This is a genomic window from Streptomyces sp. NBC_00996 (genome assembly GCF_045162675.1).
Classification (GTDB): Bacteria; Actinomycetota; Actinomycetes; order Streptomycetales; family Streptomycetaceae; genus Streptomyces.
Genome location: NZ_CP108723.1, coordinates 5,856,443 through 5,878,493 on the forward strand (window position 1 = coordinate 5,856,443; position 22,051 = coordinate 5,878,493).

A 22,051-nucleotide genomic window follows, 5' to 3' on the forward strand; every position below is an offset into this window, starting at 1 on the left:
GCGCGACAAACCCTCACCGGCCCGCAGCCGAAAGACCAGTACGGGACGGGCAGGGGTGGAGGGGGCGGCACACTCCCGCCGTCACCTGAGCGGCAACGTCAACCCCCAGGCCGCCTCCCGCACCGTCCACGTCCGAGTCCGTACGGGCCCGCCCACCACTGAGTCCGCCCGGTACCGGAAATCGGCCCCGGAGACGGTGACCCGGCGCCCCACGGCCCGGAGGGGCGACGCCTCCGCGCCCACGGACACCGGCCGGACCTCGACCTCCGCACCGCCCGCGGGGAAGCCCGGCGTCACGCACACCGTCTCCACGGGCTGGTCGAGGTCGACGACCGTGACGCCGTCGACCTCGACGCGGAGCCGGGAGGGGCCGGGCCCGGGCACGGACGCCGGCCGTGGGGGCCGGGTCACGAGGGTCCTGACGAGGGACTGGCAGGTGCGCAGCCAAGGGTGGGCCCCGGCATCGCCGTCGAAGGGGGGCGGCACAGGGGCGGGGGAGGGCAGCGAGGGGATCCGCAGCGCTCCCAGCACCACCCCGTCGCTGTCGTCGACGAGCAGATCCATCCGCCGCTCGGCCCCGTCGAGCACCGCCCGGGCCGCCGCCACGGCCCCCGCGGGCACCCCCAGCGACCACGCCAGCGAGAGCACGCCCCCCACCGGCACCAGCGACAGCGCACAGGCGGCGAGCTCCCGCTGACGGTGCAAAAGGGACACCGCCCGCAGCAGAGCCCGGTCGTCGCCGACGACGACGGGCCTCCGCGACCCCCGACGGGCCAGTGCCCGGGCGAATTCCTCGGGCCCCTCGGGGAGGCACACTTTTGTCGCCGCACCCGCGCTGAGCACGTCTTTCGCGATCCGTACAGACTCGCCGTCCGTCCGTCGGGCGACCGGGTCGATGACCACCAGAAGCTGGTCGGAAGCCGCCACCTCGGTCATGCCTCGCTTCCTCGGGTAGCATCTTGGTGCAAGAGCCCCTTGCGCTATTGCGCCAGGGGCTTCGTCTATTCCGGGGCATCCGGTCCGACGGTCGCGGCCAAAGGAGGTCGCCGGCGTACGCAGCCGTATCGAAAACCAGCCGCGTACGTCCCCGACCTTGGACATGCCCCGCCCGGAAGGGGTGTACGCCTGTGCCCGCACTTGTGCTGCTCGGTGCTCAGTGGGGTGACGAAGGCAAGGGAAAGGCCACCGACCTGCTCGGTGGATCCGTGGACTATGTGGTGCGCTACCAGGGCGGCAACAACGCCGGCCACACGGTAGTCGTGGGTGATCAGAAGTATGCCCTCCACCTCCTCCCTTCCGGAATCCTCACGCCGGAGTGCACTCCGGTGATCGGAAATGGAGTCGTCGTCGACCCCTCGGTCCTGTTCTCCGAGCTGAACGGGCTCAACGAGCGCGGCGTCGACACCTCCAAGCTCCTGATCAGCGGAAACGCGCACATCATCACGCCGTACAACGTGACGGTGGACAAGGTCACCGAGCGCTTCCTCGGGAAGCGGAAGATCGGGACGACCGGGCGCGGCATCGGGCCGACGTACGCGGACAAGATCAACCGGGTCGGCATCCGCATCCAGGACCTGTACGACGAGTCGATCCTGACGCAGAAGGTCGAAGCGGCCCTCGAGGTCAAGAATCAGCTGCTCACCAAGCTCTACAACCGGCGCGCCATCGAGGCCGGCCAGGTCGTCGAGGAGCTGCTGAGCTACGCGGACCGGCTCAAGCCGTACGTCGCGGACACCGTCCTGGTCCTCAACCAGGCCCTTGAGCGGGACAAGGTCGTGCTCTTCGAGGGCGGCCAGGGCACGCTCCTCGACATCGACCACGGCACGTACCCCTTCGTGACGTCCAGCAACCCGACCGCCGGTGGTGCCTGCACCGGTGCGGGCGTCGGCCCCACGAAGATCAGCCGGGTCATCGGCATCCTCAAGGCGTACACGACCCGTGTCGGCTCGGGCCCGTTCCCGACCGAGCTCTTCGACGAGGACGGCGAGGCGCTGCGGCGCATCGGCGGCGAGCGCGGTGTGACCACCGGCCGTGACCGGCGCTGCGGCTGGTTCGACGCGGTCATCGCCCGCTACGCGACCCGCGTGAACGGTCTGACCGACTTCTTCCTCACCAAGCTGGACGTGCTCACCGGCTGGGAGGAGATCCCGGTCTGCGTGGCGTACGAGATCGACGGCAAGCGCGTCGAGGAGCTCCCGTACTCCCAGACCGACTTCCACCACGCGAAGCCGATCTACGAGACGCTCCCGGGCTGGTCGGAGGACATCACGAAGGCCAAGACCTTCGCGGACCTCCCCAAGAACGCCCAGGCGTACGTCAAGGCCCTTGAGGACATGTCCGGCGCGCCGATCTCCGCGATCGGTGTCGGCCCGGGCCGTGACGAGACGATCGAGATCAACTCGTTCATCTGACAAGGCTCTTGAGCAACTCGTCGGTCGAGTACGGCTTCTGATCAACTCGTAGGGCCACAAGGCTCTTGGACGCGCCCCCGGTAAGGCTTCGGCCGACCCGGGGGCGTTGTCGTGCCATGCCCATCCTTGACCGGGACATGGGCTGTTCCTGGTTTCGGCAAGGACGAGGTGCGACCACGATCTACGCGTGTAGTCCCCGTACGGCTCGCACAGTCCGTTCACCTGCCCTCGCCGCCCCAGTCCCAGGAGTCCCGTATGCCCGTGAACCCCTTGAACCGCCGGGAGTTCGTGAAGAAGTCGGCCGTCACCGGTGCGGCCGTGGCCGTCGCGGGGACGGCCGCCGCGGCGCCCGCCCGAGCCGCCGACCGGCGCCCCGAAAAGGCGCCGCGCACCTGGTCGTTCTCCATCCTCGGCACCACCGACCTGCACAGCCATGTCTTCGACTGGGACTACTACACGGACGCCGCGTACAAGGACAGCAAGGGCAACTCGGTCGGCGTCGCCCGTGTGGCCACCCTCATCAAGCAGCAGCGGGCCGCCAAGGGCGAGCACCGTGTCCTGCTGGTCGACGCGGGCGACATCATCCAGGGCACCTCACTGGCGTACTACTACGCGCGCGTCGCCCCGATCACCGGCACCGACGGTCACAAGGGGCCCAAGCACCCGATGGCGATCGCCATGAACGCCATGCGGTACGACGCCGCCGCGCTCGGCAACCACGAGTTCAACTACGGCATCGAGACGCTCCGCACGTTCGAGAAGCAGTGCCACTTCCCGCTGCTCGGCGCCAACGCGCTCGACGCGAAGACCCTCCGGCCCGCGTTCCTGCCGTACACCGTGAAGCGCATCTGCGTACCCGGCGCTCCCGACATCAAGGTCGGCATTCTCGGGCTGACGAACCCCGGAATCGCCCTGTGGGACAAGGACAACGTCTCCGGGAAGATGGCGTTCACCGGACTCGTGGAGCAGGCCGAGAAGTACGTCCCGCGCCTGCGCGCCCTCGGCTGCGACGTCGTGTTTCTGACCGACCACTCCGGGCTCGACGGCTCTTCCTCCTACGGCACCGAACTCCCTTACATCGAGAACGCGTCGAACCTCGTGGCCGAGCAGGTCCCCGGCATCGACGCGATCCTCGTGGGCCACACCCACACCGAGGTCTCGTCCTACACGGTGACGAACACCGAGACCGGCAAGGACGTCGTCCTCTCCGAGCCGTACTGCTACGGCATGCGCCTGACCGTCTTCGACTTCGAGCTCGAACTCGTCCACGGTCAGTGGAAGGTGACCAGCACCAAGGCGCAGACCCTCAACAGCAACACGGTCGAGGAGGACGCGGAGATCACCGAGCTCCTCAAGGCCGACCACGACCTCGTGGTGAAGTACGTCAACACGCCGGTGGGCACGTGCACCGCGGACCTCTCCGCAGCCGAGGCCTGCTGGAAGGACGTCCCGGTCATGGACTTCATCCACCAGGTCCAGATGGCGACGGTGGCCTCCGGCCTGTCCACGGCCGACGCGGCCCTCCCGCTCATCTCCGTCGCCGCGCCCTTCAGCCGTACCGCCGACATCCCCCAGGGCGACGTCACCATCCGCGATGTCGCGGGGCTCTACATCTACGACAACACCCTGTACGGCAAAAAGCTCACGGGCGCGCAGCTCAAGGACTACCTGGAGTACGCGGCGAAGTACTACCACCGGGTGCCGAGCGGTACGAAGGCCGACACCGCGACGCTGACGAACGCCAACAACTTCTGGGACTACATGTACGACACCGCCGCCGGTGTCTCGTACGACATCGACATCGCCCAGGCCGAGGGCTCGAGGATCAAGAACCTCACCTACAACGGCACCGCGGTCGCCGACGACCAGGTCTTCGTCGTCGCCGTCAACAACTACCGTGCCAATGGCGGCAGCGGCTATCCGCACATCGCCTCGGCCGACATCGCGTACAGCTCGACGAACGAGATCCGCCAGCTGATGATCGACTACGTGACGTCCAAGGGCACGCTGAACCCCGCCGACTTCGCCGTGGCCAACTGGAAGCTGACGCAGGACGGGACGGCGGTGTTCTAGAGACGTACCTGGCCTACGAGTTGGCGCCACCGGCAGAAGGGCCTCGTGCCACCGGGGTGCTGGCGTGACGGCGCTGACGACGGCGGACGGTGCGGGGTGGGCCACCTGCGGCTCCGCCCCGCGTCTCCCGGTCAGCTGAAGATGATCATCGAGCCCTGGGCGAGGCTCCGGGTCGCGGCGGCGTGCAGGCCCAGCCAGACGTGACGTTCGCGGGCGAAGGGGCTGGCGTCGTAGGGGGCGGGGGCGGCCGGTTCCTCCAGCTCCGTGGGGGCCATGGGGGGCTGGGGGGCGGCGGGCGGGTTCGCCGGGTCGATGCCGATCGACGGGGCGACGAATTCGAGTTCGCGCAGGAGGGTCTGGGAGGAGCCCAGGGGGCCGCCGCCCGCGAGGAGTTCGTCGTTGGCGAGAGGGTGCGGGAAGTCGACGGGGACGTACGCACCCGCGTGGTCGTAGTGCCAGACCAGGTGCGACTGCTGGGCGTTCGACTCGAACATCTCGAGCAGCTGCTCGTAGTCGCCGCCCAGTTCGTCCACCGGCGTCACCGCGAGCCCGCACATCTGGAGGAGGTACGCACGGCGCAGGAAGTGCAACGCGTCGTAGTCGAAGCCCGCCACCGGGGCCACATCACCGGAGAGGCCCGGCATGTACGCGTACACCGGGACCGGCGGAAGTCCGGCCTCGCCCAGCACCTTGTCGTAGAGGGCGAGTTCCTCGGCGAAGGGGTTGTCGGGGGTGTGGCACAGCACGTCGACGAGCGGGACCAACCACAGGTCACAGGCCAACAGACGGCTCCTCTTGCTCCTTGGGTGCAGGGTGGTCAGGGCAGCGTAGTGCGCGCGGCGGCCTTGGGAAGGACCGGTGCACAACTCGTCGGGTTCGCGGGGGCCGGCCCCTCTCGAACCCCCGATCGCCCGGAGAGCTGGTCCTCAAACTCCGGACGGGCCGGAACCTGTGTCCAGGCGCTCGATCAGGGCGAGCGAGTGCGCGTTGTACGCCGAGACGATCGCCCGGGCCGCCTCCGGGTCGCGGCGGGCCAGCGCGTCCACGAGCTCCGTGTGGCCGGACCACAGGTAGCCCTTCAGGTCCTCGACCCGGCGCAGGTGCTGGACCGTGCAGACCCAGGACTGGACGCGCAGACGGTGCAGGAAGTCCGTGAGGTAGGGGTTGCCGAAGAGGCCGCTGAGCTCGCGCCAGAACCGGAGGTCGTAGCCGATGAGGATGTTCAGGTCGCCGGCGGTGGCGGCGCGCTGAGCCTCCTCGCCGCGGCGGCGGACGCCGGCGAGGGCGACGGCGGCGCGGCCGGCGTTGAGCTGCTGCATGCCGCCGGCGACGAGGCTGTGGAACATGCCGTCGGTGACCAGGCTGCGGGCCTCGATCATGCCGCGGTGGTCGGCCGCCGAGTACTCGTGCACGTGGAAGCCGCGGTGCTGGTCCGCTTCCAGCAGGCCCTGGGCCGACAGGTCGACCAGGGCCTCACGGACGGGGGTCGCGGAGACGCCGTACTGCTCGGCGATCTCCTTCACCGTGAACTCCTGGCCCGGCTGGAGACGGCCTGCGAGCACCTCGTCGCGGAGCGCGTCCGCGATCTGCTGCCGCAGGGTGCTGCGGGTGACGGCCCCATTGCTGCCGCTGCCGGGCATGGTGTCTCGCTCCCCCATCGCGTGGGTACGTGGTCGGTCTACTCGCGTATCACTCCGAGCACGCCACCATACGCGGTGGGGGGTGGGGGACGGGTTTCGCGCCCCTCCCGGCCCCGTAAGGGGCGCGGGGAACTGCGCGGCAAGCCCCCACCCGCCCGCACCCGAAAGACGATCCCAGGGGGTCCGGGAGACGCAGCCCCAGGTACGGGACGGGTGGGGGCGGAGGGGGGCGAAGACCCCTACGGCCTCATGCCGTGTGTTCGTCCGCCACTGCCAGCGCCGCGTCCAGCGCCGCCAGGCCCTCCTTGGCCTCGGCCTCCGTGATGTTGCACGGCGGCACGACATGGGTGCGGTTCATGTTGATGAAGGGCCACAGACCCTGCGCCTTCGCGGCGGCGCCGAACGCGGCCATGGGAGCGTTCGCCTCACCCGCCGCGTTGTACGGAACCAGCGGCTCCCGGGTCTCCCGGTCCTTCACCAGCTCCAGGGCCCAGAAGACGCCCGTGCCGCGCACTTCACCGACACTGGGGTGCCGCTCGGCGAGATCACGCAGCCCGGGGCCGATGACGGTCTCACCGATCCGCGCGGCCTGCCCGACGATGTCCTCCTCCTCCATCACGTTGATGGTGGCGACAGCGGCAGCACAGGCCAGCGGGTGCCCGGAGTACGTGAGCCCACCGGGATAGGGCCGACGGGCGAAGGTCTCCGCGATCGCACCGGAGATCGCGACACCGCCGAGCGGCACGTACCCGGAGTTCACGCCCTTCGCGAAGGTCATCAGGTCCGGCGTCACGTCGAAGTGGTCCGCCGCGAACCACTTGCCGGTACGCCCGAACCCGGCCATGACCTCGTCCAGGACGAAGACGATCCCGTACCGGTCGCAGATCTCCCGGACACCCGCGAGATAGCCGGCCGGCGGCGTCATGATCCCCGCCGTGCCCGGAATCGTCTCCAGGATCACTGCCGCGATGGTCCCCGGGCCCTCGAAGGCGATGGTGTCCTCAAGGTGCTGCAGCGCCCGCTCGCACTCCTGCTGCTCGGTGCCCGAGTGGAAGGGCGAGCGGTAGAGGAAGGGCGCCCAGAAGTGGACGACACCCGCCGCGCCGATGTCGTTGGGCCAGCGCCGCGGGTCACCGGTGAGGTTGATCGCGGTGGAGGTGGCTCCGTGGTACGAGCGGTACGCGGAGAGCACCTTCGGCCGCCCGGTGTGCAGCCGGGCCATCCGCGTGGCGTTCTCGACGGCCTCCGCGCCGCCGTTGGTGAAGAAGATCTTGTCCAGGTCGCCCGGGGTCCGCTCGGCGATCAGCCGGGCCGCCTCCGAGCGCGCTTCGACGGCGAAGGCGGGCGCGAACGTGGACAGGGTTGCGGCCTGCTCCTGGATCGCGGCGACGACCTTCGGGTGCTGGTAACCGATGTTGGTGAAGACGAGCCCGCTGGTGAAGTCCAGATACCGCTTGCCTTCGTAGTCCCAGAAGTACGACCCCTCCGCGCCGGCGACGGCGAGCGGGTCGATGAGCTCCTGCGCGGACCAGGAATGGAACACGTGCGCGCGGTCCGCGGCCTTCACGGCGGCGCCGACCTGGGGGTTGGGCTGAGGGGTCATGCGCCGAAGCGTAAATGTCCACGCGGTGGACGCGATATCGGCGTCCTGTCTGTGGTCGGGGGCTTTCCGCGACAGTCTGTCGGGCTTGGCCGCCAAGCCTCCCTTCCCTGCGCTTGTAAGTATCCTGTCCAATTGACAGCATGCTTACATAAGCCTGCCTGTCCGAGGAGGAACCATGGACGCCGCCACCCCTGTCGGCCGCAAGCCCGTCCACCTCGCCGTCTACGACACCTTCGCCGACTGGGAGACGGGGCACACGACCGCGTATCTCGCCCGCGCCGGGTACGAGATCCGGACGGTGGGCCCCACCCGGGAGCCGGTCACCACCATCGGCGGGGTCCGTATCCAGCCCGACCTCGCGCTCGACGACCTCCGCCCCGAGGACAGCTCCCTGCTGATCCTCACCGGCGCCGACCTCTGGACCGAGGCATCGGCCGCCACCGCGGCGGGCGACGACGACCTCGCTCCCTTCGCCCGCAAGGCCCACGCCTTCCTCGACGCCGACGTGCCCGTCGCCGCGATCTGCGGGGCCACGGCCGGGCTCGCCCGCGAAGGGCTGCTCGACGACCGCGACCACACCAGCGCCGTGTCCCTCTACCTCGCCGCCACCGGGTACGCGGGCGGCGAGCGGTACGTGGACGCCGACGCGGTCACCGACGGAAAGCTCGTCACGGCCGGTCCCACCGAACCCGTCGCCTTCGCCCGCGAGGTCTTCCGGCTGCTCGGCGTGTACGAGGGCGAGGTGCTGGACGCCTGGTACCGGCTGTTCCACGACTCCGACGCGGCGGCCTGCGCCGTCCTCGAAAAGGCCGCGCGGTGAGCCGGGAGCGTCAGGACCTGTTCAGCCGCAGCGCCCTCGCGGCCTTCCGGCTCAACGGTCAAATCCTGTCCATCGCCGAGGAGTTGGCCAAGCCTGCCGGGCTGACCGCCGCCCGGTGGCAGGTGCTCGGCGCCGTGCTCGGCGAGCCCCTGCCGGTGTCCGGGATCGCCCGCGTCATGGGCATCACCCGGCAGAGCGTGCAGCGCATCGCCGACCTCCTGGTGGACAAGGGGCTCGCGGAGTACCTGCCCAACCCCGCCCACCGCCGTGCCAAGCTGCTGTCCCCGACGGACGAGGGCCGCTCCGCGATCGCCGGGATCGGGCCCGGCCACGCGGCCTTCGCCGACCGCCTCGCCGAGGCCCTCGGAGACACCGAACTCGCGGAGACCGTACACGTGCTGGAGCGCCTGTCCGCGGTGCTCGACGAGCTCACGGCTCCGGTCGCGGAGGGCGCGGCGCCGGTTACGGAAACGGCACCCGCTGTTACGGAACCGTAGACACCGCCCCATCCACCTCCCCGTACGGTCGCCGTATCCTCGGGATGTTGCACACATACGGGGGAGGGGTGGGCGCAGCCATGGAGAAGCTGGGGGCGGGGGATCCGCAGCGGATCGGGGCGTATCGGCTGCTGGCGCGCCTCGGCGCCGGCGGGATGGGGCACGTGTATCTCGCCCGGTCCGACCGGGGACGTACTGTCGCGGTCAAACTCGTACGCGAGGAACTCGCCGAACAGGAGGAGTTCCGGGCGCGCTTCCGGCAGGAGGTGCAGGCCGCGCGGCGCGTGGGCGGGTACTGGACGGCGCCCGTTCTCGACGCCGACACGGAGGCCGAGATCCCGTGGGTGGCCACCGGTTACGTCGCCGGGCCCAGTCTGCAGGCCGTCGTCGGACACGACCACGGCGCGCTCCCCGAGCGTTCCGTCCGCATCCTCGCCGCCGGGCTGGCGCACGCTCTGCGGGACATCCACGCCGCGGGGCTGATCCACCGTGACCTCAAGCCGTCCAATGTGCTGGTCACCATCGACGGGCCGCGCGTCATCGACTTCGGCATCGCGCGCGCCCTGGAGACCGTGACCGACGGCGGCCTCACCCGCACCGGCGCGCTCGTCGGATCGCCCGGTTTCATGGCCCCCGAGCAGGTCCGCGGTGACCGCATCACGCCCGCCTGCGACGTCTTCTGCCTCGGCTCGGTCCTCGCCTACGCCGCCACCGGCACCCTTCCCTTCGGGTCGACCAACAGCGGTGTGCACGCGATGATGTTCCGCATCGCGCAGGAGGAGCCCGATCTGGAGGGGCTGCCCGAGGGCCTCGCCGACCTCGTGCGCGAGTGTCTGCGCAAGGACCCCGCCGCCCGGCCCACCCTCGACCGGATTCTGGAGCGTACCGGCGCCGAGGACACCGTCTCGGACGGGCGCACCCGCGACCCGTGGCTGCCGAGTGCGCTGGTCGCCCAACTCGGGCGGCATGCGGTGCAGTTGCTGGACACCGAGAACCCGGACGAGGCGTCGGGCCAGGCCCCGGTGCCGAGCGCCCCGGCCCTGCCGCCGGCGCCCCCGGCTTCGGCCCCGGATCTCTCCAAGCCCCCGTCCGCCCCGCCCCCGGCCTCCCCGGAACATGCCCCCGCCCCGGCCGAGGAGGGCGCCACCCCGCCCGCGCCCGGGCAGCCCGCTCCCGTGAACCACCTCCCCACGATGATCGCGGGCGTCGGCCGCACACCTCCGCCGACCGCGCCGCCCGCCACCCCGCACCCCGCGTACGGCTACCCCCAGCAGCACCCCCAGCCCAGCGGCCCGGGCACGCCCCACCCCGCGTACGGCTATCCCCAGCAGGGCTGGGCCCAGCAGCCGGGCCCGTACTCGACACCCCCGTACGGGCCGGGCGTCGCCCCCCATCCGTACGGCCCGGGCGGCGCGACACCCCCGTACGGTCCCGGTGTCGCTCCCCAGCAGCCGGAACCCCCGCGCAGAAGCAGCCGTTCCACCGCCGCCCTGGTCGTCGTGGCCCTGGTCGTCGCGCTCGGCGCGGGCGGCAGTGTGTACGCGTTGATGAAGGGCAGCGGGAGCGACGAGGACAACAAGAACGCCGGGGCGTCGCCCGCGCCCAGCGCGCCCACGACGCCCGGCCCGACCACATCGGAACCGTCCCCGACGACCGAGTCGCCCAGCGCGTCGGCATCCCAGGGCGGCACAATCCCGGAGGCGTTCCTCGGCACCTGGAACACCAGCATCGACAACGCGACCGGCCACAACACCCGCCGACTGACCCTCCAGCAGGGCGAGGTGGGCGACACGGTGCTCTCGCTCATCGCGGACGGTCCGGCCGGCAGCGGCACCTACCACTGCGTCTTCCAGGCCGAGCTGGCCGAGGCCCCGAGCGCCGGTGGCCCCCTGGAGATCGGCCCCTCCGAAGTCACAGAAGGGCCGGCCACCTCCTGCTCACCGGGCGCCGCCTCCGAGGTCACCCTCCTCTCGGACGGCAGCCTGCGCCGTGTGAACAAGGGCTCGGGCGAGGCGCTGACGTACACGAAGGGCGGCTGATGAAGGATCAGCTTCAGTGGCCAACCGGTGTGAAATGAAGGGCTGTTGAAGTTCACTTCCCGTATGTCGGGTGTTTCCGGCCCGAGTCGTCCCGTGACCGCACGGTGAGGCTCGGGGGAGTGGCTCAAGTGGAGTGGCTGAGCGCAGAGAACGTCGTGGCCGTGGCGACCGCTGTCGTGGGCATCGTGGCCTCCGCGGGAATGGTCTGGTACGAGCGCCGGGTGCCCCGGCGCTGGGGGCACCTCCCACGCCCTTAAGGCAGTGGGGGAGGATCGGGTACCGCGTCCAGATGGACAACCCGATCGGCGAGAACGTGAGCTCGGGGCGGGCGAACGTGCGGCTCGGCTGGTTCGACGAGGCGCCGGGCGTGGCGGACGCCACCTTCGTCCTGCTGCGGGTCGAGAACGACGGTTCGCAGAGCATCGCCGACAACGACTGCACGGGCCGTGAACTGCACGGTCTGACGGCGGTGTTCGCGGACCGCACGATCCGCGGTGTGTCGGTGACCCAGTCGCCCGGTACCGACCGCCTCATGGACCACTTCACCCCGTCCGCCGGCCTCGACTACGAAGGCGGCACCCTGCGCATCCGGCGCGTCCCGCTCAACCGGGGCGAGCACTTCAAGCTGCTCGTGCTGCTGTCGGGCGGCCATGTGGGCAGCGCGGTACGGCTCATCGGCGGCATCCGGGACGGCGAGGTCAGCCCCAACCGCAGTACGACCCCCGACGATCAGCCGCCGCTGTTCAGCCGCGCGGCCCGGCTGATCACCGTGATGCTCACCGTGTGCGTCGTCACGCTCGCACTGATCGTCGTGCTGCATGACGACACCCCGCCCCCGGCCGGATGCGAGAAGGGCACGCTGACGGTCACCGGCTCGACCGCCTTCGAACCGGTGATGCGTGAGCTGGCCAAGAAGTACGAGAAGGACTGTGTGGGCGCCACCGTCACGGTGGATCCGCACGGCAGCACCGCCGGGGTGCGCGAACTCGACGCCGCCGGGGCGAAGTCGAAGAACGGCTCGGTGGCGTTCCCGGACCCGCAGATCTGACGTACGTCCGCGTACTCCGGTGCCCCGGGTCTTCTTCGGTGGTACTCCGGTGCTCCGGTGCTCCGAGGGAAGCATGGGAGGTGCAGAAACGCCTGGGCCGCCCCGCCCACATGTTCACCCAGTGGACGAGGGCGCACGCGGGGGCATTCGGCCCGTCCGGCGTGTGAGGACGAGCGCAAAGCGCGATACGGGAGTCTGGGGGCGGAGCCCCCAGGTACGGGACAGATAGGGGCCCAGGGGGCGAAACCCTGCTTCTGTCGAGGCTCCGGCGGCGCTTCTACCGAGGCTCCGGCGGCCGCTGCCGAGGCATGTTGGGCCGGGTCCCCGGAGGCAACGGCAGCCGCCCGGGCGAGGTTCCTTCGGGCCGGGGCGAACCGGCCAGGGAGGATTGAATACCCAGCGGCGCCGGCCCCGTCCGGAACTCAACCATCCAGTCCGCGGTCTCGACCCGCACCAGCTCCGTCACATCCTCGGAGAACCGTCGCAACACCCCCAGACACCGCTCCGCGGCCTCACTCGCCGTCCCCTCCGCCGGCCCCAGAACCTCCCGCACACACTCGGACGCCCAGTCGAACTGCAACACCTGCAGCCGCCGCTGCACGGCCTGAGCCGTGGCCACATCCCTTATCCACCCCGAGGTCACCCCGAAGAACCGGTCCCCCGCGACGCACGCGACCCCGAGCAGCAACGCCAGATACCCCCACGGGGCGACCCCGCCCACCACCCCGGTGAGGTCGAGCAGCGGCAGCGCGGCCCCGGCCACGGCCCCCGCCGCGGCCCCGCCCCGCAGCACCCGTGCCCCCCACCGCTTCCACACCCGGTCCGTGAGATACCAGGAAGCCGTGTCGAGCGCTCCGCGCTCCACCCACCGGTACAGCTCGTGGAGCCGCTCCGCGGGCTCCCCCCAGTCCCCGAGCGGAAACGGCCGGCCCGTCAGGTCGCCCGGCCGCAGCTCCGCCGCCCCGTCGCTCCGCCCGTCCTGGGGCGGCCCCTCGGGCTGCATCTCCGGTTGACTCACCCGGCACTCCCTACTGACGACGGTGATGACGCTGCACTGACGACGCTGCGTGATGCATCGTGACGTGCGGTGGCAAAGCGCCGCACCCTTCCTACCTCCCAATGGGTGGCGATGGCCCGGGTTTCACCGCTTTTCCGCCCGGAAGGGGGCCTTGATCAAGTATAGGAATCCAGATCGTCTCACTCGAAAGAGTGCTGGAGCGATCGCCCACTGAAGCACGTAGGCTCGTGCCAGGCGGGAAAACCCTGCCGGAAAGCCGTACGAACCAGGAGCTGATCGTGATTCCCGGTGGTGGCCAGCCCAATATGCAGCAGCTGCTCCAGCAGGCCCAGAAGATGCAACAGGACCTCGCGAACGCGCAGGAGGAGTTGGCGCGCATGGAGGTCGACGGCCAGGCGGGCGGCGGCCTGGTGAAGGCGGTCGTGACGGGCTCCGGCGAGCTCCGCGGCCTGGTGATCGACCCGAAGGCGGTCGACCCCGAGGACACGGAAACCCTCGCCGATCTGATCGTCGCGGCCGTCCAGGCGGCGAACGAGAACGCGCAGGCGCTCCAGCAGCAGAAGCTCGGCCCGCTCGCCCAGGGCCTCGGCGGCGGCAGCGGCATCCCCGGCCTGCCTTTCTAAGACCGGCGGCGGCCAACTACCGTACGCACCAGGACGACAAGACCAAGCAGGATCCACGAACCCGGGAAAGGCAGTCCGTTGTACGAAGGCGTGGTCCAGGACCTCATCGACGAACTGGGGCGGCTGCCCGGCGTCGGTCCCAAGAGCGCGCAGCGGATCGCCTTCCACATCCTGCAGGCCGAGCCGACGGACGTCCGCCGTCTCGCGCAGGCACTCATGGAGGTCAAGGCGAAGGTCCGCTTCTGCGCGACCTGCGGCAATGTCGCGCAGGAGGAGCTGTGCAACATCTGCCGCGACCCGCGCCGCGACCTGTCGGTGATCTGCGTGGTGGAGGAACCGAAGGACGTGGTGGCGGTCGAGCGCACCCGCGAGTTCCGCGGCAAGTACCACGTACTGGGCGGGGCGATCAGCCCCATCGAGGGCGTGGGTCCGGACGACCTCCGGATAAGGGAACTCCTCGCGCGCCTGGCCGACGGCGCGGTCACGGAACTGATCCTCGCCACCGACCCGAACCTGGAAGGCGAGGCCACGGCCACGTACCTCGCCCGCATGATCAAGCCCATGGGCCTCAAGGTCACCCGCCTGGCCAGCGGCCTCCCTGTGGGCGGCGACCTGGAATACGCGGACGAGGTCACGCTCGGCCGCGCCTTCGAGGGGAGACGACTCCTAGATGTCTGACGCCACGCTGCACGCGACCAGCCAGGACCCCGACGACTTCGTGGTCCAGATCGCGGACCAGGTAGAGAGCTTCCTGGTCGCCGTCACCGAGGTGGCCAGGGGCGACGAGCCGGACTCGGCCGTGCCCTTCCTCCTCCTGGAGGTCTCCCAGCTTCTCCTGGCCGGCGGCCGTCTCGGCGCGCACGAGGACATCGTCCCCGACGAGCGCTACGAGCCCGACCTGGGACCCGAGCCGGACGTCGACGAACTCCGCGAGCGCCTGGCGGTGATGCTGGAACCGATCGACGTCTACTCCGAGGTCTTCGACCCGTACGAGCCGCGCAAGGCCCCCGTGCCGGCCCGTATCTCCGACGACCTGGCCGACGTCATCACCGACCTCCGCCACGGCATGGCCCACTACCGCGCGGGCCGCACCACGGAAGCCCTCTGGTGGTGGCAGTTCTCCTACTTCTCCAACTGGGGCTCCACCGCCTCCGCGACCCTGCGCGCCCTGCAGTCCGTGGTGGCTCACGTGCGGCTGAACCAGCCCCTGGAGGAGCTCGACGGCCTCGACACCGACCAGGACCTCGGCGAGGAAGTCCTCGCGGAGGAGGCGGGCAAGGTCATGGCGGAGGAGATCGCGGGGCCGCTGGGCCTGCGTACGGTCAAGTAGGTCCTGCCTGCTGCCTTCATCTCCCGGTGCGCTGCGGCCATGCGGCGACGCCACCGCTGATGCCCGCGCCGAGCAGGACGAGCGCGAGGGTCAGTGCGACCCAGTGGTGCGTCACCAGGTCGAGAACCCCCTGGTTCAGGGCGCCGGCGGCCTGCGCCCGTTCCGGGTGTGCCGGGTTGTAGACGACCGTCGTCGCCACCCGGCCCTCGGCGTCCCGGGGGCCGTGCGGGACATAGAGGGAGCCGTCGATCGCCTCTTCGGGCTCGGCGACGGGCCGGCCTGCGGTATCCGTGAAGTCGAGCCACACGGAGGACGTGGCGCAGCTCGTCCCGCGCCCTCCGGTGGAGCAGGTGGTGGCGAGGGTGGCATGGGCCGACGTGTGCCGGCCGTGGTCGCGCAGCGCGGTCAACTCCGCGTCTCCGTACCGGAGTCGGAGTATGTGGCCGGTCAGGAGCAGACCACCGATCAGCGCCACTGCCAGTGCGGCCGCGACCGGCCACCAGCGGCGCACCGGGCCCTCCATGTCCTGCACTGCAATCCTCCTCGCGACCGTCGACCTGGTCGGCACCGTGGTCGATGCCCGCGGTGACCATGCGCCGAGGATGCGCGCGCCGCCTTCACAGCACCCACAACCCCTTCCCCAGCGTCGTGACCCCGCCGGTCAACGCCAGCGACAACACCAGCATGCGGGCCCGCTTCTCGGACACGCGGTGCGCGAGCGCCCGGCCCGTCAGGGCGCCCACCGCCATCCCCGTCACCGTCAACCCCCAACGCATCCCGCCAAGATGGGGCACCCCGTTCGCGGCCACCGAGAACGCGTTCACCACCACCCCGTAGAACTGCGCGTTCGGCACGAACTCCCGTACCGTCCAACCGGCGTTGACGGCGTACAGGGAAACCGGCGGACCGCCGACCCCCGCCGCGGAGTTCATGAACCCGCCCGCCGCCCCCGCGGCCACCGCGCCCTTGGTCCCGCGCAGGGCGGGCACCCTCGCGCCCCGCATGACCAGCGCCACGGCGACGGTCACGAGCGCGCCCATGAGCACCAGCAGCACGGGCTCCGGCAGTCGCCGGGCCAGCCACGCACCGGCCGGGACCGTGCAGGCCGCCGCCACGCACAGCGGCACCATCGCGCGCGGCCGTACCCGGCGCCACCCGCCCGCGAGCCCCACGACACTGATCGCCCCGGCGGCGCAGTTGGCGAGGACGACCCCTTCGGCCGGGCCGAGCAACAACACCAGCGCGGGCACCGCGACGAGCGCGAAGCCCATCCCCGTGAGCCACTGCACGCAGGACCCCACCAGCACGATGACACCCAGCAGCAACTCACCTGTCATGGAAGGCCTTTGCCCCCAGGCGCGCTCCCGCACGCGGACCCGAACCTCTGTGACCGACTCGTCGCGCTACGCGAGTTGGGCAGGAGTTGGATCAGCCCTGCACTTCCGCTGCACGGCCGCCAAACGGCGCGCAGCAAGTCTGGAGTCACTCCCACCGCAGGGGAGTACCCCACCTCACCCGCACTGGAGACGCGATGCCCCGTCGTTCCACAAGCAAGCGCGCAGCCGTCGTCACCGCTACCGCGTGGGCGTGGGCGTGAGGGCCACTTCCTCGCCGTCAAGACGTACGCGGGCGGCCTTGCGGTCGACGGTCGGGCGGGGCCTGTAACGGTCCGGGCCGCTGTCCGCGGGGGTGCGCGGCGCATCACCGCCCTTGTCCGCGCGATGACCTCGCGTACGCCGAAGGGCTTGGACACATGGTCGTCCGCGCCGATCTCCAGGCCGACCACCCGGTCCGGCTCGTCGCTGCGCGCGCTGATCACGATGATCGGGATCTCGCCGCGCGCCCGCGGCGCCTTGCAGACGTCGAGGCCATCCGTGTCGGGCAGGCCGAGGTCGAGCAGGGCGACGTCGTACGGGCCCTCGTGCGCCGGCGCCGCGCCGCCCGTGGTCACCCACTCGACCTCGAAGCCGTAGCGCAGCAGTCCGCGCCGGAGCGATTCGGCGACCGGCTCGTCGTCTTCCACCAGGAGTATGCGCACAGGCGGAACCCCAGTGCTTGAAACTTCAGTCACGGGGGCCCCGTGTGACACGGGGCACTTTCGGAGTGGCGGGCGGGAGGGCGGGCAGGTGCCGTCTCGGAGCGGCCGGAAGGCCCGGCTGACCTGACGTCACCGGAGTGATCACGTCGTGAGCGGGACATCTCACGATGCGATACTTCGAAAGGGATTTCCGGCCGCTCGTTAGACTGAGCCGACCGCAGTTGTGCGGTGCAGAGACAGAGTGAGCGAGGAGCGCACGTGGGCCTTGTCGTGCAGAAGTACGGAGGCTCCTCCGTAGCCGATGCCGAGGGCATCAAGCGTGTTGCCAAGCGGATCGTGGAAGCGAAGAAGAACGGCCACCAGGTGGTCGTGGTGGTTTCCGCGATGGGCGACACGACGGACGAGCTGATCGATCTCGCCGAGCAGGTATCCCCGATGCCCAGCGGACGAGAATTCGACATGCTGCTGACCGCCGGAGAGCGGATCTCCATGGCCCTGCTGGCCATGGCGATCAAAAACCTGGGCCACAGCGCCCAGAGCTTCACCGGCAGCCAGGCGGGTGTCATCACCGACTCGGTCCACAACAAAGCGCGGATCATCGACGTCACGCCCGGCCGGATCCGCACCGCGCTGGACGAGGGCAACATCGCCATCGTCGCCGGCTTCCAGGGCGTCAGCCAGGACAAGAAGGACATCACCACCCTCGGCCGGGGCGGGTCCGACACCACGGCGGTGGCGCTGGCGGCGGCGCTGGATGCCGAGGTGTGTGAGATCTACACCGATGTGGACGGCGTGTTCACCGCCGACCCGCGGGTGGTGAAGAAGGCGAAGAAGATCGACCGGATCGCCTTCGAGGACATGCTGGAGCTCGCCGCGTCCGGCTCCAAGGTGCTGCTCCACCGCTGTGTGGAGTACGCGCGCCGCTACAACATCCCGATCCATGTGCGCTCCTCGTTCTCCGGGCTGCAGGGCACCTGGGTCAGCAACGAGCCGATTCAGCAAGGGGACAAGACGGTGGAGCAGGCCATCATTTCCGGTGTCGCGCACGACACCTCCGAGGCCAAGGTCACGGTCGTGGGCGTGCCGGACAAGCCGGGCGAGGCCGCCTCGATCTTCCGCGCGATCGCCGACGCCGAGATCAACATCGACATGGTCGTGCAGAACGTGTCCGCCGCTTCCACCGGGCTGACGGACATCTCCTTCACCCTCCCCAAGACCGAGGGCCGCAAGGCCATCGACGCCCTGGAGAAGGCGAAGGGTGTGATCGGCTTCGACTCGCTGCGCTACGACGACCAGATCGGCAAGATCTCCCTGGTCGGCGCCGGTATGAAGACCAACCCGGGCGTCACCGCCGGTTTCTTCGAGGCCCTCTCGGACGCGGGGGTGAACATCGAGCTGATCTCCACCTCCGAGATCCGTATCTCCGTGGTCACCCGAGCCGACGACGTCCCCGAGGCCGTCCGCGCGGTGCACACCGCCTTCGGCCTCGACTCCGACAGCGACGAGGCCGTCGTCTACGGAGGCACCGGACGATGACCCGTCTTCCGCACGGCCGCACCGGCCGCTGATGGCCAGTCCCGCGGGACCGACGCTCGCGGTCGTGGGAGCAACCGGAGCCGTCGGCACGGTCATGCTCCAGATCCTGTCCCAGCACGCGGACATCTGGGGCGAGATCCGTCTGATCGCCTCGCCGCGCTCGGCCGGCCGCAAGCTGGCCGTGCGCGGTGAGCAGGTCGAGGTCGTGGCGCTGTCGGAGGAGGCCTTCGACGGGGTCGACGTCGCGATGTTCGACGTACCGGACGAGGTGGCCGCCCAATGGGCGCCCATCGTCGCCGCCAAGGGCGCGGTCGTCGTCGACAACTCGGGCGCCTTCCGGATGGACCCGGACGTGCCCCTCGTCGTCCCCGAGGTCAATCCGCACGCCGCGCGTGTGCGACCGCGCGGGATCATCGCCAACCCGAACTGCACGACCCTCTCCATGATCGTCGCCCTGGGCGCGCTGCACGCCGAGTTCGGACTGCGCGAACTGGTCGTGTCCAGCTATCAGGCGGTCAGCGGCGCGGGCCGAGCGGGCGTCGACACCCTGCGCCGGCAGATGTCCCTCGTCGCCGGTACGGAACTGGGAACCAGCCCCGGTGACGTACGACGTGCCGTGGGCGACAGCACCGGGCCGTTCCCGGAGCCGGTGGCGCTGAACGTGGTGCCGTGGGCCGGGTCCCTCGCCGAGGACGGCTGGTCCTCGGAGGAGATGAAGGTACGCAACGAGTCCCGCAAGATCCTCGGGCTGCCGGGGCTGAAGGTCGCCGTGACCTGCGTACGCGTCCCCGTCGTCACCACGCACTCCCTGACCGTGCACGCCCGCTTCCAGGGCGACGTCACGGTGGCGAAGGCGCGGGAGATCCTCGCCACCGCCCCCGGGGTCGTCCTGTTCGACAACCCCGCCGCCGGTGAGTTCCCCACGCCCGCCGATGTGGTGGGCACCGACCCGACCTGGGTGGGCCGGGTGCGCCGGGCGCTCGACGATTCCACGGCTCTCGAACTGTTTGTGTGCGGGGACAACCTGCGCAAGGGTGCTGCATTGAACACCGCTCAGATCGCGGAGTTGGTGGCGGCGGAGATCATCGGGGCGTAGGTTCTGCGTTCTGGGCGTGGGCTGGGGTCCGCAGGTTCTGCGCCCCCGACGTCCAGCAGCCGGATTCTCGGTGGCCGTCGAGGGATTCGTTTGTAGGATCTGTGTGATTTCTGTGGCCGGAGTAATGGTCCGGACCACTTGAATCGAACCCACTCGGCGTTCGAAGATTTAGCTCCCCGTCCTCCGCAACCGCGCGGAGGGCGGGGAGCGTCTTTGCGGTCGCCATTCAGGGGGCGGCCGGAGCGGTATGGCATATGGGGCATAGGGGATGAGCTGGTACGCATGAGGGCATTTGGCGCATTGTCGAACGGGGTGCCTGACGCAAAAGCGATGCCTGATGCGTACAACCCTCCTGGGTGGACGCGTGTCCAACTGGCGTGGCAGAGGTACTCGAATTCACCGCGGTCAAGACGAGGGGCACAGCCCTTCGTCCACCCCGCCGACTCCGCAGCCCCGGCGCGCCCGGCGGCATGCCGGTGATCGCGCCCATGCCCGCAGCGCGGCCGGCCCGCATACCGAACCAGCGCGACGGCGCTGAGGACAGCCTGGCGGCGGGTACCACCGTCGACCATCTCACCGAGACCTACCGCGCCCATTACCGGTCGCTCCTGGGCCTCGCGGCACTCCTGCTCGACGACACCGCCTCCTGCGAGGACGTCGTCCAGGAGGCCTTCATCCGGGTGCACTCGGCGCGCAAGCGCGTCCGCGACCCGGAGAAGACGCTCGCCTACCTGCGCCAGACCGTCGTGAACCTCTCGCGTTCCGCTCTGCGTCGGCGCATCCTCGGCCTCAAGCTCCTCTCGAAGCCGATGCCCGACATGGCGAGCGCCGAGGAAGGCGCATACGACCAGCTGGAGCGGGACGCGCTGATCAAGGCCATGAAGGGACTCCAGCGCCGTCAGCGCGAGGTCCTGGTCCTGCGCTATTTCGCGGACATGACCGAGGCCCAGGTCGCCGAGACGCTCGGGATATCGCTGGGCTCCGTGAAGGCGTACGGCTCGCGCGGCATCGCGGCGCTCCGTATCGCCATGGAGGCCCCGGCATGAGCGAGCGACGTGACACCCACGACCGACACGAGCCCTACGAGTGGCATGAGCCGATGGACCGGCCCGAGCCCCACGAAGACGAGCGCGAGCAACATGCTGGGAACGGAACTGTGAACCACGGCCCTGACGGACACCGCCCCGACGGACCGGACCCCGACGGGCTCGGCTCGGACGAGCTGGCGCTGCGCCGGCTGCTGCACCAGGCCGTCCAGGAGATCGAGCCCACCGACGGCACTCTTGAGCACCTGCGCCGCGCGGTTCCGGCCAGGCGGGCCCGCAAGCGCCAGGCCGTCGTCGGCATGGCGGCCGCCGCACTCTTCATCGGCACGGCCGTCCCCGCCTTCGTGCACGTCTCGAACTCCTCGGGGTCCAACGCCGACCCGTCCATAGCCGCAAACACCTCACAGGCCCAGGGCGGCGCGGGCGAGGGCAAGGGTCCGGACGGCGGCGACGGGAAGGCCGCGGGCGGCTCCGGCGATACCTCCAAGGACACGGGCAAGGACGGCCAGAAGGACGCGCCGGACAAGGGCAAGGACGGGGGCGGCGGGGCCACCACGGGCGGTGCCGACCCGACGGCCTCGGCCGTGACCGCGGTCGCGTGTACGGCCGAGCAGCTCGGCGGGGCCACCAGCGCCGTCGGCACCCCGGACTCCGCCGGCGCGGTCTACGGCTCCTTCTCCGTCTCGAACATCTCCACGACCGCCTGTACGGTCTCCAGCGCGGGCACGGTGAGCGTGGCGGCGCAGGGCGCGGCGGACCCCGCAAAGATCGGTGTGGCGACGCACGTGTCGGGCGACGCGGCCACCGGGCTGCCCGATCCCTCCACGGAGGTCACCTCCATGGTGCTCCAGCCGGGCGCCTCGTACGTGGTGAAGTTCGCCTGGGTGCCCTCGGAGACCTGTCCGACCACCTCCGAGCCCTCACCGGACCCGTCCCCCACGGAGGGCGCCACCGACACCGGCGGCACCTCCGCCGAAACGGGCGGCACCACGGCACAGCTCGTCACGGAGGACGGCGTGGCCGACGGCAGCGTCGTCGTCTCCAACATGGCGGAGACGGGCACGGCCACATCGTCGGCGACGGTGTCCAACGCGTGCGCGGGCACGGTCTATCACACGGGGATCCTGGCGGCTTCCTGAGCGGACGCGTCCGGCCCTTTGGGCGTGGCGGCTTCCTGCCGGTGTTTCCGAGGGAAGGTCGTCGCGTCCTGGGCCCGGTGACGTCCCTTGCCTC

At 70.4% G+C, this 22,051-nt stretch carries 19 protein-coding genes and 2 pseudogenes; 13 read left to right on the forward strand and 8 right to left on the reverse strand.

Translation table 11 applies throughout. From position 1 onward, the window contains the following. Positions 1-81: 81 nt before the first annotated feature. Positions 82-936, reverse strand: coding sequence for a diacylglycerol kinase (locus OG390_RS27575; RefSeq protein ID WP_406171969.1), 855 nt, complete (start codon positions 934-936; stop codon positions 82-84). A gap of 191 nt (positions 937-1,127) precedes the next feature. Between OG390_RS27575 and OG390_RS27580 the strand changes: the two genes are divergently transcribed. Both OG390_RS27580 and OG390_RS27585 read left to right on the forward strand, forming a co-directional pair. Beyond that, positions 1,128-2,411, forward strand: a complete 1,284-nt coding sequence (locus OG390_RS27580; protein WP_406171971.1) for an adenylosuccinate synthase — start codon at positions 1,128-1,130, stop codon at positions 2,409-2,411. A gap of 255 nt (positions 2,412-2,666) precedes the next feature. Then, positions 2,667-4,484 carry a bifunctional metallophosphatase/5'-nucleotidase gene (locus OG390_RS27585; RefSeq protein ID WP_406171973.1) on the forward strand — a complete coding sequence of 606 codons (1,818 nt, stop codon included), beginning with the start codon at positions 2,667-2,669 and terminating at the stop codon, positions 4,482-4,484. Positions 4,485-4,615: 131 nt separating this feature from the next. On the opposite strand, the gene OG390_RS27590 is transcribed toward OG390_RS27585, so the two are convergent. The 3 genes from OG390_RS27590 to OG390_RS27600 form a co-directional block, all read right to left on the reverse strand. After that, positions 4,616-5,266, reverse strand: a complete 651-nt coding sequence (locus OG390_RS27590) for a hypothetical protein (RefSeq protein WP_399075540.1) — start codon at positions 5,264-5,266, stop codon at positions 4,616-4,618. 144 nt (positions 5,267-5,410) lie between these two features. After that, positions 5,411-6,124 (reverse strand): GntR family transcriptional regulator, encoded by a 714-nt coding sequence (locus OG390_RS27595; protein ID WP_406171975.1) that lies wholly within the window; start codon positions 6,122-6,124, stop codon positions 5,411-5,413. A gap of 247 nt (positions 6,125-6,371) precedes the next feature. Then, positions 6,372-7,727: an aspartate aminotransferase family protein gene (locus tag OG390_RS27600; protein ID WP_406171977.1), complete on the reverse strand. Its 1,356-nt coding sequence runs from the start codon at positions 7,725-7,727 to the stop codon at positions 6,372-6,374. A gap of 175 nt (positions 7,728-7,902) precedes the next feature. Here OG390_RS27600 and OG390_RS27605 point away from each other — a divergent pair, with 175 nt between their 5' ends. The 4 genes and pseudogenes from OG390_RS27605 to OG390_RS27620 form a co-directional block, all read left to right on the forward strand. Beyond that, positions 7,903-8,547 carry a type 1 glutamine amidotransferase family protein gene (locus tag OG390_RS27605; RefSeq protein WP_406171979.1) on the forward strand — a complete coding sequence of 215 codons (645 nt, stop codon included), beginning with the start codon at positions 7,903-7,905 and terminating at the stop codon, positions 8,545-8,547. Continuing rightward, the gene (locus OG390_RS27610) at positions 8,544-9,044 is read left to right on the forward strand and encodes a MarR family winged helix-turn-helix transcriptional regulator (protein ID WP_406171981.1); all 501 of its coding nucleotides are present in this window, start codon (positions 8,544-8,546) and stop codon (positions 9,042-9,044) included. The genes OG390_RS27605 and OG390_RS27610 overlap by 4 nt, the downstream gene beginning before the upstream one ends. Before the next feature lie 80 nt (positions 9,045-9,124). Further along, positions 9,125-11,083, forward strand: coding sequence for a protein kinase domain-containing protein (locus OG390_RS27615; protein WP_406171982.1), 1,959 nt, complete (start codon positions 9,125-9,127; stop codon positions 11,081-11,083). Between the two features lie 128 nt (positions 11,084-11,211). Further along, positions 11,212-12,110: pseudogene (locus tag OG390_RS27620) on the forward strand (substrate-binding domain-containing protein); the annotation flags it as partial. A gap of 298 nt (positions 12,111-12,408) precedes the next feature. Here the strand turns inward: OG390_RS27620 and OG390_RS27625 are convergent. After that, positions 12,409-13,149: an SLATT domain-containing protein gene (locus OG390_RS27625; protein ID WP_406171984.1), complete on the reverse strand. Its 741-nt coding sequence runs from the start codon at positions 13,147-13,149 to the stop codon at positions 12,409-12,411. A gap of 278 nt (positions 13,150-13,427) precedes the next feature. On the opposite strand from OG390_RS27625, the gene OG390_RS27630 reads away from it, so the two are divergent. The 3 genes from OG390_RS27630 to OG390_RS27640 all read left to right on the forward strand — a co-directional run bounded on the left by OG390_RS27630 (position 13,428) and on the right by OG390_RS27640 (position 15,102). Continuing rightward, positions 13,428-13,772, forward strand: coding sequence for a YbaB/EbfC family nucleoid-associated protein (locus OG390_RS27630; protein ID WP_399076042.1), 345 nt, complete (start codon positions 13,428-13,430; stop codon positions 13,770-13,772). Between the two features lie 78 nt (positions 13,773-13,850). Next, entirely contained in the window at positions 13,851-14,450 is a 600-nt protein-coding gene (gene recR / locus OG390_RS27635; protein WP_399075523.1) for a recombination mediator RecR, read from the forward strand. Beyond that, entirely contained in the window at positions 14,443-15,102 is a 660-nt protein-coding gene (locus tag OG390_RS27640; protein ID WP_399075521.1) for a DUF5063 domain-containing protein, read from the forward strand. The genes recR and OG390_RS27640 overlap by 8 nt, the downstream gene beginning before the upstream one ends. A gap of 16 nt (positions 15,103-15,118) precedes the next feature. On the opposite strand, the gene OG390_RS27645 is transcribed toward OG390_RS27640, so the two are convergent. The 3 genes and pseudogenes from OG390_RS27645 to OG390_RS27655 form a co-directional block, all read right to left on the reverse strand. Further along, positions 15,119-15,634 carry a hypothetical protein gene (locus OG390_RS27645; RefSeq protein WP_406171987.1) on the reverse strand — a complete coding sequence of 172 codons (516 nt, stop codon included), beginning with the start codon at positions 15,632-15,634 and terminating at the stop codon, positions 15,119-15,121. An 85-nt stretch (positions 15,635-15,719) separates the two neighbouring features. Further along, positions 15,720-16,439: a sulfite exporter TauE/SafE family protein gene (locus OG390_RS27650; RefSeq protein ID WP_406171989.1), complete on the reverse strand. Its 720-nt coding sequence runs from the start codon at positions 16,437-16,439 to the stop codon at positions 15,720-15,722. 252 nt (positions 16,440-16,691) lie between these two features. Next, positions 16,692-17,140: pseudogene (locus OG390_RS27655) on the reverse strand (response regulator transcription factor); the annotation flags it as partial. A gap of 258 nt (positions 17,141-17,398) precedes the next feature. On the opposite strand from OG390_RS27655, the gene OG390_RS27660 reads away from it, so the two are divergent. The 4 genes from OG390_RS27660 to OG390_RS27675 all read left to right on the forward strand — a co-directional run bounded on the left by OG390_RS27660 (position 17,399) and on the right by OG390_RS27675 (position 21,957). Continuing rightward, entirely contained in the window at positions 17,399-18,676 is a 1,278-nt protein-coding gene (locus OG390_RS27660) for an aspartate kinase (protein WP_399075515.1), read from the forward strand. 31 nt (positions 18,677-18,707) lie between these two features. Next, positions 18,708-19,772, forward strand: coding sequence for an aspartate-semialdehyde dehydrogenase (locus OG390_RS27665; RefSeq protein WP_399075512.1), 1,065 nt, complete (start codon positions 18,708-18,710; stop codon positions 19,770-19,772). Between the two features lie 470 nt (positions 19,773-20,242). After that, on the forward strand, positions 20,243-20,818 hold the full coding sequence (locus OG390_RS27670) for a SigE family RNA polymerase sigma factor (RefSeq protein ID WP_189188804.1): 576 nt from the start codon (positions 20,243-20,245) through the stop codon (positions 20,816-20,818). Further along, the gene (locus OG390_RS27675; RefSeq protein WP_406171991.1) at positions 20,815-21,957 is read left to right on the forward strand and encodes a hypothetical protein; all 1,143 of its coding nucleotides are present in this window, start codon (positions 20,815-20,817) and stop codon (positions 21,955-21,957) included. The genes OG390_RS27670 and OG390_RS27675 overlap by 4 nt, the downstream gene beginning before the upstream one ends. The last annotated feature ends 94 nt before the right edge of the window (positions 21,958-22,051 follow it).

What these genes read in the sequence shown, in the direction of transcription:
- OG390_RS27575 (WP_406171969.1), bottom strand. Translation starts at nt 936, where the DNA reads ATGACCGAGGTGGCGGCTTCCGACCAGCTTCTGGTGGTCATCGACCCG.
- OG390_RS27585 (WP_406171973.1), top strand. Translation starts at nt 2,667, where the DNA reads ATGCCCGTGAACCCCTTGAACCGCCGGGAGTTCGTGAAGAAGTCGGCC.
- OG390_RS27595 (WP_406171975.1), bottom strand. Translation starts at nt 6,124, where the DNA reads ATGCCCGGCAGCGGCAGCAATGGGGCCGTCACCCGCAGCACCCTGCGG.
- OG390_RS27600 (WP_406171977.1), bottom strand. Translation starts at nt 7,727, where the DNA reads ATGACCCCTCAGCCCAACCCCCAGGTCGGCGCCGCCGTGAAGGCCGCG.
- OG390_RS27605 (WP_406171979.1), top strand. Translation starts at nt 7,903, where the DNA reads ATGGACGCCGCCACCCCTGTCGGCCGCAAGCCCGTCCACCTCGCCGTC.
- OG390_RS27615 (WP_406171982.1), top strand. Translation starts at nt 9,125, where the DNA reads ATGGAGAAGCTGGGGGCGGGGGATCCGCAGCGGATCGGGGCGTATCGG.
- OG390_RS27640 (WP_399075521.1), top strand. Translation starts at nt 14,443, where the DNA reads ATGTCTGACGCCACGCTGCACGCGACCAGCCAGGACCCCGACGACTTC.
- OG390_RS27650 (WP_406171989.1), bottom strand. Translation starts at nt 16,439, where the DNA reads ATGACAGGTGAGTTGCTGCTGGGTGTCATCGTGCTGGTGGGGTCCTGC.
- OG390_RS27665 (WP_399075512.1), top strand. Translation starts at nt 18,708, where the DNA reads ATGGCCAGTCCCGCGGGACCGACGCTCGCGGTCGTGGGAGCAACCGGA.
- OG390_RS27670 (WP_189188804.1), top strand. Translation starts at nt 20,243, where the DNA reads ATGCCGGTGATCGCGCCCATGCCCGCAGCGCGGCCGGCCCGCATACCG.
- OG390_RS27675 (WP_406171991.1), top strand. Translation starts at nt 20,815, where the DNA reads ATGAGCGAGCGACGTGACACCCACGACCGACACGAGCCCTACGAGTGG.